Genomic DNA, 17614 nt, shown 5'->3' with positions numbered 1-17614 from the left:
CGGGACACCCGCTGCCGGCATGCGCCGAATTACACACGGACCGCAACACTGTAGCTAGCGCGCCTGACCTCGGCCTACCCTCCCCGGCTCAGGAACGCGGCTTACGGCGCTCCGTCCGCTTGACGCCCTCGCGCTCGCGGCGCGGGCCACGAGTGAACGAGCGTTGCTGCGGCGGGCCCTGATCCAGCTGTAGCTGAATGAGCACACCGCTGATCCGGGTGCGCCGCAACGCCTCCAGCGTTTCCTCCGGCAGCTGCGCGGGCAGCTCGACCAGGCTGTGGTCGGGACGGATGCTGATGTGCCCGAAGTCGCTGCGGCGCAGGCCGCCTTCGTTGGCGATGGCGCCGACGATCGCGCCGGGCACCACGCGATGCCGCTTGCCCACGCTGATCCGGTAGGTCGCCAGCTCGGATCCGGTAGCGCGGTGATGCGCACCGGCCTGCCGGTCCTCTTCGAAGCGCCGGGCGGGCCGCTCGCGCGGGGTCCGGTCACGCTGCGGGCGCTCCACCGGCTCCGGCTCGGGCTCCATGAAGAAGTTGTCGCCGTCGTAGGAGCCCACCGCCAGCGCCGCGGCGATGTCGGCCAGCGGGATGTTGTGCTCGCGCTCGTAGTCCTCGATCAGCTTGCGGAACAGCGGGAGATTCGCCGAGGTGAGGTTCTCGGTGATGGTGTCGCCGAACTTGGTGACCCGCTGCGCGTTGACGTCCTCCACGCTGGGCAGCTGCATCTCGGTCAGCGGGTGGCGGGTGGCCCGCTCGATCGACTTGAGCAGGTGCCGCTCGCGCGGCGCGACGAACAGCAGCGCCTCGCCGCTGCGCCCGGCCCGGCCGGTGCGGCCGATGCGGTGCACGTAGGACTCGGTGTCGTGCGGGATGTCGTAGTTGACCACGTGCGAGATACGGTCCACGTCCAGCCCGCGCGCGGCCACGTCGGTGGCGACCAGGATGTCCAGGGCGCCGGACTTGAGCTGGCCGATGGTGCGCTCGCGCTGGTTCTGCGCGATGTCGCCGTTGATCGCGGCGGCGGAAAAGCCCCTGGCGCGCAGCTTTTCGGCGAGCTCCTCGGTGGCCTGCTTGGTGCGGACGAAGATGATCATCGCCTCGAACGACTCGACCTCGAGCACCCGGGTGAGCGCATCCAGCTTGCGCTGATGCGAGACCTGCACCCAGCGCTGGGTGATGTTGGTGGCCGTCGAGGTCTTGGCCTTGACCGTGATCTCCACCGGATCGTGCAGGTACTGCTTGGAGATCTTGCGGATCGCGGCGGGCATGGTGGCGGAGAACAGCGCCACCTGCTTGTCCGACGGAGTATCGGCGAGGATGCGCTCGACGTCCTCCTGGAAGCCCATCTTGAGCATCTCGTCGGCCTCGTCGAGCACCAGGTACTGCAGCTGCGACAGGTCGAGCGTCCCCTTCTCCAGGTGATCGATCACCCGGCCCGGCGTGCCGACCACGACGTGCGCGCCGCGGCGCAGGCCCGACAGCTGCACGCCGTAGCTCTGTCCGCCGTAGATGGGCAGCACATGCAGCCCCGGGATGTGCGCGGCGTAGCGGCCGAACGCCTCGGCGACCTGGATCGCGAGCTCGCGGGTCGGGGCGAGCACCAGGGCGCGCGGGGTGCGGCCGGTGGCTTCGAGCCCCATCAGGATCGGAATCGCGAAGGCCGCGGTCTTCCCGGTGCCGGTCTGCGCGAGACCGACGACGTCGGCGCCGGAGAGCAGCGGAGGAATCGTCGCGGCCTGAATCGGCGACGGCGATTCGTAACCGACGTCGGCGATGGCCGCCAGGATGCGGTCATCGATCCCCAGATCGGCGAATGACGGGCCGTCGGTGTCCCTGTCGTTGTCGCCAGAAACGCTGTCGACCTCATTGGTGCTCATTGACCAGGAGTTTACTGCCTTGTGCTGGCCGGTCCGGTCACCGCCCCAATACGGTGAGACCTATGCAACTGGACAACTCGCCCGCGCATCAGGACGCGACGCCGGATCAACTGGACGTGGCGGTCGTCCAGTTCGCCCCCTCGACGGACCCCTCGGCGAACCTCACGGCGGTGCGCGAGCACGTGCGCACGGCCCGTGAGCGCGGTGCCCGCGTGGTCGTGGCACCGGAATACTCGATGTTTGCCGTGACCCGGCTCGACGAGCGGGTCATCGCCGTCGCCGAGCCCCTGACCGGCCCATTCGTCACCGGCCTCGGACAGATCGCGCGCGAGTTCGAGGTGTTCCTGGTCGCCGGAACGGTGGAGCAGGTCGCTCCCGGCGGCGACCGCATCCGCAACACCCTGGTCGTGCTCGGCCCCGACGGATCCCTTGTCACCCGCTATCGGAAGGTCCACCTCTACGACGCGTTCGGCCACCTCGAATCCGATGTGGTCGAGCCGGGCGCGATCGAGGCGCCGGCCACCTTCGCGGTCGGTGATGTGACATTCGGCATGCAGACATGTTTCGATCTGCGCTTCCCGGAAGGCGCCCGCCGGGTCGCCGCGGCGGGCGCGCAGGTGCTGCTGCTGCCCGCCCAATGGATCCCCGGACCGGGCAAGATCGACCAGTGGACCACGCTGGTGCGGGCGCGGGCCATCGAGAACACCGTGTACGTGGCCGCCGCCGACCAGGCCGCACCCCGGGGCGCCGGCGCGTCGATGATCGTGGACCCGGCCGGTTCGGTGCTCGCCGGACTCGGCGACGAGACGGGCGTGCTCACCGCCGGAATCGACCTGGCGTACCTGAGCAAGGTGCGCACCGCCAACCCGAGCCTCGCGTTGCGGCGATTCGCGATCACCGAGCGCGGACCGGAGTAGCGTTCGACATCGATGATGTACGCCGATCGGACCTCGGCCGGTCACGCGCTGGGTGAGCATCTCGAACACCTACGCGCGTCGAACCCGCTGGTGCTCGGTCTGCCGCGCGGCGGAGTGCCGGTAGCGGCGGCGGTGCGCGAGGTGATCGGCGGTGACCTCGACATCCTTCTGGTCCGCAAGCTGGGTGTGCCGTGGCAGCCGGAGCTGGCGCTGGGCGCCGTCGGCGAGGACGGGGTCCGGGTGCTGAATCCGGATGTGCTGGCGCACACCGGGCTGACGCCGAGGAAGGTCGACACGATCGAGGCGCGGGAGCGCGCCGAACTGGAGCGGCGCAGGCAGGTGCTGCGCGGAGCGTCGCGGCCGATCCCGCTGGCGGGGCGCACGGTGGTGATCGTCGACGACGGCATGGCGACCGGCGCCACGGTCGTGGTCGCCTGCCGGGTCGCGCACCTGCACCAGCCCGCGCGAGTCGTCGTCGCCGTGCCGGTCTCCTCCACGGAGGCGATGCGCCGGGTCGCCGACGAGGCCGATGAGGTGGTCTGCCCGTGGGTACCGCGCTCGCTCGGCGGCGTCGGCGGCGCCTACCGGGATTTTCACCAGCTCGAGGACGCCGAGGTCACCGCGCTGCTGTGCTGACGGCGGTCAGATCTCGACGATGCCCTTGCGGTGGCGCTGCGCCAGTTCCGCGTAGAAGCCCGGGTTGAGCCGCACCCACATCTGCGCCTGAGTGCCCTCGATCGGCCGTTTCACCTCGGCGGGAGATCCGGCGGCGAGCACGCCGTCGGGAATCTCGGCCCCGGGTGGCACCAGCGAGTGGGCGGCGATCATGCTGCCCGCCCCAGTGGCACTCGTAAACCGTAAACGGTACGGTCGCGCCCTTGCCGGAGCGTTGGGAACCCGCCGAGGAACGGCGGTCGATTCCACAAGGCGGTTGACCGCGTAACGGGCCGCCGAGATGGTCAATGCCCGGCGAAAGCCGTCGACGTGCGCGCGGCCGCGGTGACGAGCGGTCGCAGGTGAGCGGCGAAACCCTCCGCGGTGACGGCGACGACATCGACGTCCGTGCCGGTGCGCACCGCGTACCGGCCGTCGGCGAGGACATCGATCCAGCACAGCACGCCGAACGGGCGCAGTTCGCCCTCGCCGCGTCGCGCGGAGACCACCATCTGACCGATGCCTTCGCGCGGTTGCTTGAGCAGCTTGCGGATCCGGGACGAGGTGGAGGGCCCGGCGACCGGAACGGTGACCAGGTTGCGGCTGTCTTCACCGACCTGGGCCAGCGGCGCGGTCATGCGCGGGAGCGTGCCGGGAGTGTTGTCCGGAAGCATCGAAACGATCCGCGCGCACAGGCTCTTCGAACTGCCCGCGAACAGCCGCACGTCGCCACCGCGGTCGGGCGTCGCGCCGGGGCGCTGCGCCGCGACCACCGCGATGTTCCCGGCGGCGGCGCCGAGGATACGGATCGGGCGCGCCGGATCGCTTTCCGCCGTTGCCCCGTGCGGCGGGCCGCCGTTTCCCCGTGCGGCTGGGCCGGGCGCCGCGTCACGCTGACCGAACACCTCCACTCGCAGGTCCGGCCGGGCGAGGATGCGCAGCGCCGCTTCCAGGTCCGCGTCCAGCACTCGAGCACACCAGTGATCGAGCGCCGGAAGCTGCGCGGCGCGCTCACCGGTGTCGCGTGCCGACAGGCGTACGGCGAGCGGATAGGGGATGCGATCACCGTCGGTGCGTGACCAGGCCAGCGCGAACTGGTCCGGGGTCAGCGTCCAGTTCACTCGTACTCGGACCATTCACCGAGCACGGGCGGCGTGGTCGGATCGAGGGATCCGATGAGTTCGCCGCCGTCGTCGGAGGGCTCGAGGAAGGTGGGGAGATCGTCGAGATCGAACTCGTCGTCCTCGTCATCGATCGGCGCCGAGCGTGCGGACGCCGCGTTCGCGGCCACGCTCGAGCCCGCGCGCGGGGTGTCGACCGCGGCCACCGCACCACCCATCAGACCGCCCATCGCGCCCGCGCTCAGGCCGGTGACCGCCGCGTCGCCGCTGTCGTTGTTCTTGCGCCGCTCGTCGCGCTTGCGTTGTTCCTCGGGCGGCGCCTGGCCGCCCACGCCCGGCACGGCAGGCGTTGTCATCGGCTCGCTCGTCGCCGAGGCGGCTGCGGTGGTCGGTCCGGACGCGGCCGCTGCGGGCACGGTGTGCAGCAGGGATGCGGCCGCCGCCACCGTCGGGAGCGCCGCTGTGACGGCGGGCGCGACCTTGGGCGCGGTTGTCGCCGATGGCTCGGCCGTGACCGGGGCCGCGCCGGGCGCGGCAGCGGCGGCGGACGTGGACGGAGTCCGCGCGGCGGGCGCCGGATCGGCGGGCGCCGCGGAGACGCGCTGCTCCGCCGCGCCGTTCGGTTCCTGCGCGTGTGTTCCCAGCGGTACCGGCTGCGCTTCGGGGGAGGGCTGCACGCTCCCGACGAGCTTGCTCGCCGGTGCGGGGGTGGGCGCCGTGGCGGCCGGCCGGTCCGCTTCGTCGGGGTACGCGGGCACGTCGGTGCCGGTCTGCACGAACACACCCGTGTAGATGTCGTTCATCGCTCGCACGACGTCCTGGCGGGCGTGCTCACTCGCCTTCTGTCCCTCGACGTTGCTGGTCGCCTGGGACGGATCCAGCAGCGCCCCAGCGAGATCCGGTGCCGCGGTGGGCGGCTCGGTCACCGCGGCGCGCAGCGCTTCCGCCGCGTCGCTCGCTTGCCCGAGGCGCTGCGAGACCACCGCGAACACGTCGGCCAAGTCCTGGCCGCTCTGTTCGAACACGCGCACCACCGCGTCCGCGCTCTTCGCCGCGGAGCCGCGCCAGCCGTCGGCGATGGCCGCGCGAATCTCGGTGTGTGCCTGGAAGACCGCGTCGGCGAGGTGCGCCGCCGCGTCGCTCCAAGCTTGCCTGCCGCCCGAGAGCACGGCGGGGTCCAGCAGCTGCACCTTGGCGTGGATCTCGGCGTGGGTGAGGTTGTCGAACACCTCGACGTTCGGGGCGTAAGCGGGGTCGGTGCGCCGGTGGGTGGCCCGCTCGCCGGCGCGCGGCATCTCACGCATGCGCGGCTCCCGTCACGTCGATCCGTTCGACCGCCTGCGCGAGCGCCTCGTCGGCCTGCTGGTAGGTGGCGGCCGCGGCGCGGAAGGTCTGGGCGAGATCCCTTGCGGCGGCGGCGTATCCGGTCAATCGCGTAATCGCGCCGTCGGCTTTGCGCTCGAAACCGGCACGCAGCGCGTCGCCGGAGGCGAATCCGCCGAACCCCGGCAGCCCGGTGGCGGCGCTCAGGATGCGGATCTGCTCTTCGACCCGGTCGGCGAGCAGCTCGTACTGGCGCGCGCAGCGTTCGTGCGCGCCGTCGGCGACCAAGAGGCCGTCGATCCACAGCGAGCCGTCGTCGACCGCTCGGTTCAGCGCGGCGATGTCGACACCGGGTGCGGTGACCTCCGCGGGCGGTTCCCCGCCGAACCCGTTCTCCTGTGATGGCATCTGCGCCGTCCCCCTTCCTCGTCCGAAGAGCGGTTCACGGATGTCGCGCCAACCCCACGACGACACCCTGCATCCAATCCGCGATGTCGGCAGTGACCCGCGCGTGCACCGGCTCGTGCAACAGGTCGTGCCCTGCGTCGATGTACTCCCGTAAATCTACCGATTCGTGGCGGCTAGTCCAGACCCTGATCGCATCGATCGGCGCGCGCCGATCGTCCACGCCGTGCACGGCGAGCACCGGAAGTTCGCGTGGCAGCGGCGTTCCCGGCGCGCCCGGCGCACCGCCGCCGAGCGCGCGCTTCGGAACGCCTGACAGCACCAGGCCCGCCAGAGCGTCCGCGGGCAGTGCGGGCCGCAGTGGGTAGTCCCGTTCCAGTACCGTCGAATGCGTTGTCGCATCGGCCGGATCCGGCACCGCCGCGCCGAGCATGCCCAGCGCGGTCACCGCGCCGAGCGAATGGCCCATCAAGATCAGCGGACGATCCGCGCGAGCCAGCTCGACCAGCCGCAGCGCGTCCGCCACCAGTTCGGCCAGCGTGCCGGGCCGTTCCGGATCGCCCTCGCTCAACCCGTGCCCGGCGGTGTCCAACGCCCATACCTGCGCCCCGCTGGGTTGCGAGGCGCGCGCGAAGCGATGGTAGTGCCCGCTGTGCTGGCCGATTCCGGGCAGCAGCACCACAGTGCACAAGGGGTTCTCGGTCGGCCACCGCCGATAGTGCATCCGGCCGCGCGCGCCGTCGAAAAATGGCATTCACCGATAGTGCCAAAGATCGTGTCGCGGATGGGACCGCACGATTCGGCGTCGAGAGCGGTTAGGATCCGCGGCGACTCCCACCCACCCGAGCCCGAGGTGCCCGCGTTGAGAATCCTCCGCCGTCCAGGCGCTCTTCTTTTGTCCGCCGCGACGTCGACCCTTACCGCGATGCTCGCGCCGGGCGCGGTCGCCGCGCCGCCGGTCGCCTCCTGCGACCCCGCGGTGGTGGTCACGGCCGTTCCAGCGCCTGTTCCGGTGCTCGACTGGTCGGAGAATCTGGGTTACGACGCGCAGGGCAACCTGTGGGTCTCGCGGCTCTACCGCAACGAGGTCCAGCGCTACGACGCCGCGGGCACACTGACCGCGACCGTTCCGGTGGAATTCCCCGGCGCGGTACGGCTCGGCCCCGACGGGCTGCTGTATGTCGTCTACGGGGACGCGCCGGTCAGCGTCGTCCGGCCGGGCGGCGTGGTCCGGTTCGATCCGGCGGCGGCCGTGCCGAAGCCGGAGGTCTTCGTCTCCGGCTTCACGATGCCCAACGGCGCGGCCTTCGACCCGAGCGGCAACCTCTACGTCGCGACCGTGTCCGGCGTGGTCAAGATCCGTCCCGACGCGTCCGTCGACATCGCGTGGGGCGCGCCGCTGGTCGGACTGGCCGCCAACGGCGCGGCCGTGCACGACGGCGCGCTGTATGTCACGGCCAACGGCGGCCCGCTCGGCCGGATCGTTCGCATCCCGCTCGACGACCCCGGGGCCCGAGCCACCGTGACCGACTTGTCCTCGCGGCTGCCCGGCCTCCCGGATTTCGCCGACGACCTCCTGATCGACCCGACCGGCATCCTCTACGTCACCACCCTCACCGGTCAGTTGATTCGCGTCGATCCCGCTACTGGCGCGGCCTGCGCCGTCCTCGAAACGCAACCCCTCACCGCCGTTGCCGCCACCCCGGCCGACCCCGGACAACTGATCGCCGGCACCGAGTCCGGCGCTCTCCTCCGCATCGACCTTTCCCGCTGAGCCCTCGGGCCGACGTCGCGTGGGGCGGCCGGGCGTCCTCAGCGGATGGCCCTCCGATATCGCGGATCGAAGCGGCGCGGTCGCCGGGCCGCGCCGGATGTTCAGGCATCGGCACGGGGTGGCGGATTCGGACCGATCGCGCGCTCGGCGCGGTCGGCGACGGCGCGCAGGTGTGCGATCAATTCCGGCGGTTCGTGCACCTGGAAGTCCGCGCCCAGCTCGAGCAGCCGGTGCGACAGCCATTCCGGTGCGTCGTCCCGCATGGCATCGATCCGGCAGGTGTCGGCATCGATCGCGATGACCTCGCCCGGGTTCTCGCCCAACCGTCCCGCGACTCGGTCGGCGGGAGCGTGGATGGTGAGGCGACGACGGAAGGTCGGTGAACCCCAGTCGGTGCGGCGGCCCGCGACGTAGGCGGCGGCATCGGCGGCGGGGAGCGGGCGCGGAGTGAAGCGGGCGGCGGTGGGCTGCGGACGGTCGATCCGGTCGACGCGGTACACCCGCCAGCCGTCCCGGTCGAGGTCGTAGCCGACCAGATACCAGCGCCGCCGGGCGGGCACCAGTCCCACCGGCTCGGCATTGCGCCTCGTTTCCGCCCCCACCTCGTCGCGGTAGGCGAAACGCACCCGTTCCCGGTTGGTCACGGTGGCCGCGAGTGTGGCGAGCACGTCGGGGTCGGCGCTGGGTCCGCCGCCGGTGGGCGGGGTCAGGGCGGTGGCGAGGACCCGCACTCTGCGTCGCAACTTGGCGGGCAGCACCTGCTCCACTTTGGCCAGCGCCCGCACCGACGCCTCCTCGATCCCGGCCACCCCGGCCCCGGCGGCGGCGCGCAATCCGACCGCGATGGCGACGGCCTCGTCGTCCTCCACGAGCAGCGGAGGCATCGCCGCGCCCGCCACCAAGCGATAGCCGCCCGTCGCGCCGAGTGTCGCGGTGACCGGATAGCCGAGCTCGCGCAGCCGGTCGATGTCACGGCGCACCGTGCGATCGGTGACGCGGAGGCGTTCGGCCAATTCGCTGCCCGGCCATTCCCGTGGCGTCTGGAGCAGCGACAGCAGACGAAGCAGCCGGGCGGGCGTGTCTTTCATGACTTCGAGGATGCCGGAAATCTAGGACCGGATCAGTCCTAGATGGTGCTTAGCGTCGTCGTACCGCAGGACCGACCGGCAAGGAGCCGACCGAATGACCGACATCCGCCCGTTCCGCATCGAGATACCGCAGGCCGACGTAGACGACCTGCACGACCGGCTCGCCCGCACCCGCTGGACCGCGCAGCTGCCCGGCTCCGGCTGGGATCGCGGCGTGCCGGTCGGCTACCTGCGCGAGCTGGCCGAGTACTGGCGGACCGGATTCGACTGGCGCGCGAGGGAAGCGGCGCTCAACGAGTTCCCGCAGTTCAAGACGCGCATCGACGGGCTCGACGTGCATTTCCTGCATGTGCGCTCGCCGGAGCCGGACGCGACGCCGCTCATCCTCACCCACGGCTGGCCCAACTCGTTCGTCGAATTCACCGAGACCATCGGGCCCCTGGCCGACCCACGGGCGCACGGACTCGATCCGGCGCAGGCCTTCGATGTCGTGGTGCCCTCGGTCCCGGGTTTCGGCTTCTCCGACGGGCCGCGCGAACCCGGCATGACACCGGCGACGGTGGCCGGGATGTGGCTGACACTGATGGATCGGCTCGGCTACCGGCGCTTCGGCGCACAGGGCGGCGACCTCGGCGCCTACGTGACGCCGGAACTCGCCATCGCCGCACCGGACCGGGTGATCGGCGTGCACCTCGACGGTGGGATCGGGATGCCGACCGAGGCGGACGTGCCCACCATGACGGCCGAGGAACGCGCCGAGTGGGACCGGATGCAGCAGTGGATGACCGGCGGCGTGAACCATCACGTCCTGCTGCGCGCCGCCCCGCAGACCTTCGCCCACGCGTGGACCGATTCGCCGGTGGGTCTGCTCGCCTGGCTGATGCAGAAGTTCACCGAGTTCGCCCCGCTCGCCGACCGGGTGGAGGACGTGATCAGTCGCGACCATCTGCTGACCAACATCAGCCTGTACTGGTTCACCGACACCGCGGGCTCGTCGTCCTGGCCGATGTACAACGGCCTCGGCGACGGCGGATTCGTCTGGCCGAAAGGCCAGAAACCGGTGCCGACCGGCACGTACGGCGGCGGTTCCGCGCTGATGCGGCGGCTCGCCGAACGCGATAACACCATCGTGCACTGGCCGGAGGGCAACACCGGCAACCACTTCATCGCGATGGAACGCCCGCGCGCGCACGTCGCCGACATTCGCGCGTTCTTCGCCGCGCTCGGGTAGGCGCGGCCCTTACGGGGTGGGCTCACCGCCGGACCCGCTCGGGACAGGGGCGGGCTGGACGGGAGCGGGGGCCGCGGGCGCGGGGAAGTCCGGGACGGTGAACAGGCCGACGGTGGGGGTCATGACGCAGTGAGCGAACGGGTAGTCGATGATGCCCCACATCGAGGCGAGTACGGTGCCCGGTCCGCTCTCGACCGTCTTGGACAGCGTCGGCAGGTGGTACTCGGTCACGTCGTCGAGCGGATCGAGGCCGCTGGCGCCGGTGTTCACGTTCACCCATGCGACGACGAGCCCGGAAGCCAGGGGAGCGCCGGAGTGCGACGGTGTCGCGCTGAACCGCAGTTCGCCGGGCGCGACGTTCAGGTCCCGGCCGTTGCCCGTCCCCTCGGTGGTCGCGGCCGCGATGATCGTGGTGATCGGCCCGTTGCTGCCGCAGCCGAAGGTGGGCGCGGCATAGGAGAACGGCGTGAACACGCTGGAGACGTCACGCAGGTGCGCGGCGTCGATCAATCCGGCGTAGCGCGTGAGCGCGGCGATGCCCTCCTGTGCGGACGGGTCGGTGCCCGCGATCTCGTTCAGATGTGCCAGGCCGGAGTCCACCGGCGCCTGGTTCTGCTCGGCGGTGGCCGGCGCGGAGAATGTCAGCACCGCGCCGATGCCGAGGGATGCCGCGGCCGCCGCGGCGCGTGCGATGGTCCTGCCGTTCACTCGTTCTCCTCGATACCGAACCCTGTGGGACCCCGACCCACGTGCAGCAACGTACCAGCTCGCCGCTATCGCCGTCCCGGGGAGCGGCGGGGAATCCGGCCTGGTGACCGGCCCGGGCGGCCCGCTCCTGTGATCCAGTCGACAACGGAGGATTACCGAGGGGTAGGTTTGACTCGGACGTACGAGACACGCAGGGAGATGCGTATGAAACTATCCTTGTCCCCCGACGACGTCGCCTTCCGCGACGAACTGCGCAAGTTCTATCGGACCGAGATCCCGGCCGACATCCGCGAGCGCGTCCGGGACGGCCGTGAGCTGTCCCGCGACGACATCGTCACCGCGCACAAGATCCTCAACGACCACGGCCTCGCGGTGCCGAACTGGCCCGTGGCCTGGGGCGGCAAGGACTGGACGCCGATGCAGCGCCACATCTGGCAGGACGAGATGCAGCTTGCCTCGGTGCCGGAGCCGCTGACGTTCAACGCGCAGATGGTCGGTCCGGTGATCGCCCACTTCGGCTCGCAGGAGCTGAAGGAGCGTTTCCTGCCGCCCACCGCGGCGCTGGACATCTGGTGGTGCCAGGGCTTCTCCGAGCCGGACGCGGGCTCCGACCTGGCTTCGCTGCGCACCACCGCGGTCCGCGACGGTGATTCCTACATCGTCAACGGCCAGAAGATCTGGACCACGCTGGCCCAGTACGCGGACTGGATCTTCTGCCTGGTGCGTACCGACCCCAGCGCGGCGAAGAAGCAGGCGGGCATTTCCTTCCTGCTGTTCGACGTGAAGTCGCCCGGTGTCACCATCCGCCCGATCAAGCTGATCGACGGCGGGCACGAAGTGAACGAGGTGTTCTTCGAGAACGTCCGGGTACCCGCCGATCAGCTCGTCGGCGAGGAGAACAAGGGCTGGACCTACGCCAAGTTCCTGCTCGGCAACGAGCGCACCGGCATCACCGGTGTCGGCCGCACCAAGGTCAAGATCGGCGTGGCCAAGCAGTACGCCGCGAAGACCAAGTCGGGCAACGGCACGCTGCTGGAGGACCCGGTGTTCGCGGCGCGGGTCGCCGAATTGGAGAACGAGCTGCTCGCGCTGGAACTCACCCAGCTTCGGGTGGTCTCCAACTCCTCGGACGGCAAGCCGAATCCGGCCTCGTCGGTGCTGAAGCTGCGCGGTTCGGAACTCCAGCAGGCCGCCACCGAGCTGCTGCTCGACATCGCGGGCCCGGACGCCATCCCGGTGGGCGCGGACGACATCGCCTCGCCCGGGTGGGCGCAGCGCAGCGGCCCCGCCTACCTGAACTACCGCAAGACAACCATCTACGGAGGCTCCAGCGAGGTGCAGCGCACCATCATCGCCTCCACGATCCTCGGATTGTGAGGCGACACCATGGATTTCGATCTGACCGATGAACAGGTCATGCTCCGCGACACGGTCCGTGACCTGCTCGCCCGCAACTACGACGCGGAGTCACGGCTGAAGGTCGTCGACTCCGAACTCGGCTGGAGTCGCGACGTGTGGCGTCAGTTCGCCGAACTGGGCGTGCTCGGCCTGAGTTTCGCCGAGGAGGACGGCGGCGTCGGCGCCGGTCCCGTGGAGACGATGGTGGTGCTCGAGGAGGTGGGCCGCAGGCTCGCCCCCGAACCGATCCTGGACGCGGTGCTGGTGCCCGGCGGGCTGGTCGCCGCGGTGGGCAGCGCCGAACAGCGTCAGCGGATCCTGCCCGAGGTCGCGTCGGGCACGAAGCTGCTGGCCTTCGCCCACACCGAGCCCGGTGTGCGCTGGTCGTCGAGCGAACTGGCGACCACCGCCGCGGCGCAGGGTGATTCGTACACGCTGACCGGTGTGAAGAACCCCGTTCCGCACGGCGACAGCGCCGACGAACTGGTGGTCAGCGCCGCGCTGCCCGAGGGCGGTGTGGGGCTGTTCCTGGTCGCGCCCGACGCGACCGGTGTGGTCCGCAAGTCCTACCGCACGGTCGACGGCCAGCGCGGCGCGCAGCTGGAGCTGACCGACGCGCCCGCCGAGCGGCTCGGCGGGGCGGACACGGCCGAGGCGATCGCGTTCGTGCTGACGCACGCGCAGGCGAGCCTGTGCGCGGAGTCGGTCGGCGCGATGGAAGAGGCGTTGCGGCTGACCGCCGAGTACCTCAAGCAGCGCAAGCAGTTCGGCGTCACGCTGTCGAAGTTCCAGACGCTCACGCAGCGGGCGGCCGACATGTACGTCTCGCTGGAGCTGGCGCGCAGCATGAGCCTGTACGCCACGGCGTCGCTGGCCGACGGGGCCGATGATCCGGTGATCGCGTCGCGCGCGCGGCTGCAGGTCGGGCGCGCGGCCCGGCACATCGGGCAGGAGGCGATCCAGATGCACGGTGGCATCGGCGTCACCGCGGAGTACCCGGTGAGCCACTACGTGGCCCGGCTGACCGCGATCGAGCGCACGCTCGGCAGCGGACTGGAGCATCTGCGCGTGCTCAGCTCCCGAGTCGGCGACTACGAGCAGCCGGAACTGTAAGGAGTGCCGCGGTGGTGCGTGCTTGCGCACCACCGCGTCTCACTCGTCGTCGCCCGGCGTGGTCCGCAGTTGCGTGGGCGCCTCGCCGGTCGATTCGTTCGTGGGCGTCCGCGCGGCGCTCGTCCTAGGTTCCTCGGCCGGTGCTGCCGCCTGCGAGGTGTCCTCGTGCGGGTTGCGTGCGGACGGTTCGGCGGTGGTGCTGCTGACGAAGCCCGCGAAGGGGGTCGGGTGCTTCTGATCGGCAGGAGCGATCCGCCAGGTGGGGGATGGCGGGATGACGACCCTCGGCGTCGTCGAGCCGCCGGTAGTGCTTTCGTGGACCACCGGCTCGGCGTACTCGCCCGCTTTCAGCGGCGGGGGCGGCACGTAGGTGTCCTGTCTACCGACGCCACAGGCGCCGATCAGGACGAGTCCGATGGAAACCGCTCCCGCGGCGATCGCCGGACCGGCGATCTTGGCCCTGCTGCTTTCCAACGGTGACACTCCTCGTGTGTATCGAGTGGACTCACCTTAATCGAGGCCCGTCGGCCAGGCGAGGCGAGAGGTCGCTGGGGATACGCCGGGCGGCGCATATAAAACGGTACTAATTCAGATATCGAATTGGTCTCTTCGGCGTGTCGTGGGCACGTGTCGCTATCTTCCGGCGTCCCGGAGTCGTAGCGTGTGTGAGCAAAGTTACGCGTGAGACGCCGGTTTCAGGATGAGAGACACGTTGTGTGAGAACGTGATAGTGGTTCTCTTACCGGCGTCATCGAGGAGTTGATGATGGGAGCTTACTCGACAGCGTCGCGGCGTGGTTCATCCCGCGCCGCCGAGGATGTGGTGTCGGCAACGGCACAGCATCCCGCGTCGAACCAGCAGGGGCGCACGCTGTCCACGATTGTGTCGCGGACGCTCGCCTGGTTGATCTTCATCGGCGGTCTCGTCGGGGCGGTGCTCGGCATCGCCGGACTGCACGTCGAAATCACGGTCGCCGGACTCATTCTCGCGTGCACCGCGGGACTGGTTCTGCTCAAACTCCGCGAGGGTGGCGGCGAAGCCGACTGAGGCGAACCGGCCGGTCGCCCGGTCACCGGTCTCGGACCGGCCGCGAGAAAGCAAGGCGCGCAACACTTCAGGCGCCTACCGTGATTCCATGAGGATCGAGATCACCACCGACGCCGCCGAGTTCCGCTCGGTCGCGGGGTCGTTCCTGCTCCGCGATCCGTTGCGGCACACGGTGCTCACCACGACCGTCGCCAACCACGTCATGGGCATCGACGCCCCGGCCGAGGTATCGCGATTTCTCTCCGTCCATGGCGAGGATGCCTCGGTGGTCGGTGCCGCCATGCGCGTAGCCGGTCGCGACGTGTATCTCGGCGCGCTACCGCCCGAGGGCATTCCCGCGGTGGCTCGCGCCCTGTCCGACCTCGTCCCCGAGAGCGCGGGTGTGGAGGGCGTCGTCGCCGACGCCATGGCTTTCGCTCAGCACTGGGGCGCCCTGCTGGGGAAAGGCTTCCACCAGTCCTACGTCACCAGGCTGCACCGGCTCGGCGCGCTGCGGATCCCGGACGTGGCCGGAGCGCCGCGCCGCGCCGGGGAATCCGATGTCGCGCTGTGCGGGGACTGGCTGACGGCCATGCACGAGGAGTCCGCAATGGCGTCCGGGCTGGACGAGGCCGCGATCCGGCGTCGTGTGAACTCGGGCCGGTGGTGGCTGTGGGAACGCGACGGGAAACCGGTGAGTCTTGCCGCGCACCACGTTCCGATCCAAGGCTGGGCTCGGATCGGACCGGTCTACACCCCGCCGGACGCGCGCGGGCACGGTTACGCCAGTGCGCTGACCGCACACGTCGCCGAGCTGCTGCGCGCCGAGAGCCTGGACGTCTGCCTGTTCGCCGACGTCGCCAACGCCACGGCCAACCGGATCTACCGGACGATCGGCTTCCACCCGACCCACGAGTTCGCGCACTACGTCTTCGAGTAACCCGCCAGGACGGTGCGCAGGGCCGCGGTAAACCAGGCGAATACCGGCGCGAGACTCGGCGGCGCGGGCCGGCCGTTGATCACCGCGAGCAGCCGCCAGTACCGCTCCACGCGTGGGTCGTCGGCCACGTCCAGGCGCGCCGGCATCCACTCGCGCAGCGCGCGATCGTCGGGCCTGCCGAAGGTGGCCGCGTAGCGCGCGGCGAGATCGGCGACCACTTCGGCCGCCGCGGGCGACTCCGGCGCGACACCTGCCTGAAGGGCTGATCCGACCCGCGCGCGCGGCCTCGGTGAGATCGTGGTGCGGACCGGTCGCGTCGCCGTCGGCGCGTTCGCGCGCCTGATACTCGGCCATCCGCCGGATCGCCGCGCGAAAGTCGGTGTCGGAAATCAGTTCCCCCTGGGGGAACTCAATTCAGCGGCGCGGATTCCCACCAATCCATGAACTCGGCGTCGGTGGCGATGAATCCGGCGCTGTACATCAGCATGGCTGCCCGGCCAGGGTCCGAGGGGAACGCGGTGACCATGGGCGGGCGCAGGTCGCGGCTGCCGCGCAGGGTGTAGTTCGGATAGCTGCGGCCATTGTCGGTGGTGGCGGTCGCGTGGTCGTTGGCCGGCAACGCGGCGAGCACCGCCTGCGCGTCGGCGGGCGAGTCGTAGAGGTAGAAGTCGAAGGACGCCTTGTTCGGGCCGCCGAAGCAGCTCCACATCACCAGCCAGGCACCGAAGTCGGGGTCTTCCGGGTCGCCGGGCGCCGGGGAATCCGGTGTGTGGGCGAAACAGCCCGCCTTGTTGTATCCGGTTCCGGAGTGCACAAGGCGCTGGGCGGAGGTCTCCGGCAGCATATGCGGGAACGCCGCGCTCAACTCGGCCGCGCGGGCGCCGATCGTGGCACGGTCCGTGGTGGCCGCGACGGTCGTGGCCGGACGGGCGGTGACCGAGGGCGCGGGGGACGCGGTGTTCCGCGGGCGGGCGGTCGTCGTCGGTGCGGCGGTACCGGAGGAATCAGAGTGACTGAGGGCCATCGCGACGGCGCTGCCGAACAGGGCGACCACCAACAGCAGGCCGATCCAGCCGCCCACCGAAGGGTGCCAACGGGAACGTCGTGCCGGGCCGAGGTAGGCGCGCGCCGGTCGCTGCGGGACGGCTGCGTCGGCCCGGGGCGGAGACGAATTCGGCGGGGGCGGTGGTGGCCACGGTGCCGCGGGCGCGGTCAGCGCCTGCCACGCGGCGGCGGCGAACTCCGTGCACGAGTCGAAGCGATCGGCCGCGTGCTTGGCCATCGCCTTGGCCAGCACGCCGTCCAGTGCCAACGGCAAGCCGGGCCGCAGCCTGCTGACCTGCGGTGGCGGTGCGCTGAGATGTCCATGGATCACCGCGACCGGGTTGGTGGCGTCGAACGGCACCGTGCCGGTCAGCAGGCGGAACAGCGTGCAGGCCAGCGAATACTGGTCGGCGCGGTGATCCAGCGGCGCACCGGACAGCTGCTCCGGGGCGGCGTAGGCGAGAGTGGCGGTGAAGGTTCCGGTCTGGGTGAGCCGTCCGGTGTCGTCCCGGAATCGGGCGATGCCGAAGTCGGAGAGGAAGACGCGCTCCTGCCCGCCTTCCACCCGCTCCAGCAGGATGTTCGCCGGTTTCACGTCGCGGTGCAGCACGCCGCGGCTGTGCGCGAAGTCCAGCGCCGTAGCCGTCTCGGCGATGATCTGCACCGCCCGCTGCGGCGGCAGCGTCCACGCGTCCAGCGCGGCGGCGTCGGTGCCGTCGATATAGCGCATGCTGATCCACAGCCGATCGCCCTCGACGCCCCGGTCGAACACCGTGACGATGTTCGGGTGGTCGAGCCGCGCGACGAGGTCCGCCTCCCGCTCGAAGCGGGCGCGGATCTCTTTGTCGCCGAACAGCTCCGGGTTCAACAGCTTCATCGCCGTCAACCGGGGCAGCCGCGGATGCCGGGCGAGGTACACCGATCCCATCCCGCCGCGGCCGAGCAGGCGTTCGATGGTGTACCCCGCGAAGACCTCGCCGGTGCGCAGCATCG

Annotated in this window: 19 protein-coding genes; 8 read left to right on the top strand and 11 right to left on the bottom strand. The window is 70.7% G+C overall.

Annotated elements, in window-relative coordinates; translation table 11 throughout:
• Window positions 1-88 precede the first annotated feature (88 nt).
• Window positions 89-1879, bottom strand: a complete 1791-nt coding sequence (locus tag NA8_RS22835) for a DEAD/DEAH box helicase (protein ID WP_063052393.1) — start codon at window positions 1877-1879, stop codon at window positions 89-91.
• A gap of 62 nt (window positions 1880-1941) precedes the next feature.
• Here NA8_RS22835 and NA8_RS22830 point away from each other — a divergent pair, with 62 nt between their 5' ends.
• The gene (locus NA8_RS22830; RefSeq protein WP_063052392.1) at window positions 1942-2796 is read left to right on the top strand and encodes a carbon-nitrogen hydrolase family protein; all 855 of its coding nucleotides are present in this window, start codon (window positions 1942-1944) and stop codon (window positions 2794-2796) included.
• A gap of 12 nt (window positions 2797-2808) precedes the next feature.
• Window positions 2809-3432, top strand: a complete 624-nt coding sequence (locus NA8_RS22825; RefSeq protein WP_063052391.1) for a phosphoribosyltransferase — start codon at window positions 2809-2811, stop codon at window positions 3430-3432.
• A 6-nt stretch (window positions 3433-3438) separates the two neighbouring features.
• Here NA8_RS22825 and NA8_RS22820 read toward each other — a convergent pair whose 3' ends face one another.
• The 5 genes from NA8_RS22820 to NA8_RS22800 all read right to left on the bottom strand — a co-directional run bounded on the left by NA8_RS22820 (window position 3439) and on the right by NA8_RS22800 (window position 7053).
• The gene (locus tag NA8_RS22820) at window positions 3439-3624 is read right to left on the bottom strand and encodes an LbetaH domain-containing protein (RefSeq protein WP_063052390.1); all 186 of its coding nucleotides are present in this window, start codon (window positions 3622-3624) and stop codon (window positions 3439-3441) included.
• Window positions 3625-3755: 131 nt separating this feature from the next.
• Entirely contained in the window at window positions 3756-4571 is an 816-nt protein-coding gene (locus tag NA8_RS22815) for an ESX secretion-associated protein EspG (RefSeq protein ID WP_063052389.1), read from the bottom strand.
• Complete coding sequence (locus NA8_RS22810; protein ID WP_157106855.1) at window positions 4568-5875, bottom strand: WXG100 family type VII secretion target; 1308 nt, start codon at window positions 5873-5875, stop codon at window positions 4568-4570. Before NA8_RS22810 ends, NA8_RS22815 begins: the two co-directional genes overlap by 4 nt.
• Window positions 5868-6302, bottom strand: a complete 435-nt coding sequence (locus NA8_RS22805) for a hypothetical protein (protein WP_084467020.1) — start codon at window positions 6300-6302, stop codon at window positions 5868-5870. The genes NA8_RS22810 and NA8_RS22805 overlap by 8 nt, the downstream gene beginning before the upstream one ends.
• 34 nt (window positions 6303-6336) lie before the next feature.
• A complete protein-coding gene (locus NA8_RS22800) occupies window positions 6337-7053 on the bottom strand; it encodes an alpha/beta hydrolase (RefSeq protein ID WP_063052387.1) in 717 nt (238 codons plus the stop codon).
• A 171-nt stretch (window positions 7054-7224) separates the two neighbouring features.
• On the opposite strand from NA8_RS22800, the gene NA8_RS22795 reads away from it, so the two are divergent.
• On the top strand, window positions 7225-8073 hold the full coding sequence (locus tag NA8_RS22795; RefSeq protein ID WP_063052386.1) for an SMP-30/gluconolactonase/LRE family protein: 849 nt from the start codon (window positions 7225-7227) through the stop codon (window positions 8071-8073).
• Between the two features lie 101 nt (window positions 8074-8174).
• On the opposite strand, the gene NA8_RS22790 is transcribed toward NA8_RS22795, so the two are convergent.
• On the bottom strand, window positions 8175-9161 hold the full coding sequence (locus tag NA8_RS22790) for a helix-turn-helix transcriptional regulator (protein WP_063052385.1): 987 nt from the start codon (window positions 9159-9161) through the stop codon (window positions 8175-8177).
• 94 nt (window positions 9162-9255) lie between these two features.
• On the opposite strand from NA8_RS22790, the gene NA8_RS22785 reads away from it, so the two are divergent.
• Window positions 9256-10392, top strand: coding sequence for an epoxide hydrolase family protein (locus tag NA8_RS22785; RefSeq protein ID WP_063052384.1), 1137 nt, complete (start codon window positions 9256-9258; stop codon window positions 10390-10392).
• A gap of 9 nt (window positions 10393-10401) precedes the next feature.
• On the opposite strand, the gene NA8_RS22780 is transcribed toward NA8_RS22785, so the two are convergent.
• The gene (locus NA8_RS22780) at window positions 10402-11100 is read right to left on the bottom strand and encodes a hypothetical protein (RefSeq protein ID WP_063052383.1); all 699 of its coding nucleotides are present in this window, start codon (window positions 11098-11100) and stop codon (window positions 10402-10404) included.
• 204 nt (window positions 11101-11304) lie between these two features.
• Here NA8_RS22780 and NA8_RS22775 point away from each other — a divergent pair, with 204 nt between their 5' ends.
• Together NA8_RS22775 and NA8_RS22770 are read left to right on the top strand one after the other, a co-directional pair.
• A complete protein-coding gene (locus tag NA8_RS22775) occupies window positions 11305-12477 on the top strand; it encodes an acyl-CoA dehydrogenase family protein (RefSeq protein ID WP_062973874.1) in 1173 nt (390 codons plus the stop codon).
• Window positions 12478-12486: 9 nt separating this feature from the next.
• Window positions 12487-13611 carry an acyl-CoA dehydrogenase family protein gene (locus NA8_RS22770; RefSeq protein WP_063052382.1) on the top strand — a complete coding sequence of 375 codons (1125 nt, stop codon included), beginning with the start codon at window positions 12487-12489 and terminating at the stop codon, window positions 13609-13611.
• Between the two features lie 39 nt (window positions 13612-13650).
• Here the strand turns inward: NA8_RS22770 and NA8_RS22765 are convergent, their stop codons facing one another.
• A complete protein-coding gene (locus NA8_RS22765) occupies window positions 13651-14085 on the bottom strand; it encodes a hypothetical protein (RefSeq protein WP_063052381.1) in 435 nt (144 codons plus the stop codon).
• A 348-nt stretch (window positions 14086-14433) separates the two neighbouring features.
• Here NA8_RS22765 and NA8_RS22760 point away from each other — a divergent pair, with 348 nt between their 5' ends.
• Together NA8_RS22760 and NA8_RS22755 are read left to right on the top strand one after the other, a co-directional pair.
• Entirely contained in the window at window positions 14434-14658 is a 225-nt protein-coding gene (locus NA8_RS22760; protein WP_051175497.1) for a hypothetical protein, read from the top strand.
• An 88-nt stretch (window positions 14659-14746) separates the two neighbouring features.
• Window positions 14747-15577: a GNAT family N-acetyltransferase gene (locus NA8_RS22755; protein WP_157106854.1), complete on the top strand. Its 831-nt coding sequence runs from the start codon at window positions 14747-14749 to the stop codon at window positions 15575-15577.
• Here the strand turns inward: NA8_RS22755 and NA8_RS22750 are convergent.
• The gene (locus tag NA8_RS22750) at window positions 15562-15795 is read right to left on the bottom strand and encodes a hypothetical protein (protein ID WP_063052379.1); all 234 of its coding nucleotides are present in this window, start codon (window positions 15793-15795) and stop codon (window positions 15562-15564) included. The genes NA8_RS22755 and NA8_RS22750 overlap by 16 nt on opposite strands.
• Window positions 15796-15986: 191 nt before the next feature.
• Window positions 15987-17612, bottom strand: coding sequence for a serine/threonine-protein kinase (locus tag NA8_RS22745; protein ID WP_063052378.1), 1626 nt, complete (start codon window positions 17610-17612; stop codon window positions 15987-15989).
• Between the last annotated feature and the right edge of the window lie 2 nt (window positions 17613-17614).

This window comes from Nocardia arthritidis NBRC 100137 (assembly GCF_001612765.1).
GTDB classification, from domain to species: Bacteria; Actinomycetota; Actinomycetes; order Mycobacteriales; family Mycobacteriaceae; genus Nocardia; species Nocardia arthritidis.
Note: the sequence above shows the minus strand (reverse complement) of the source record. Positions and strands in the feature narration are given on the sequence as shown.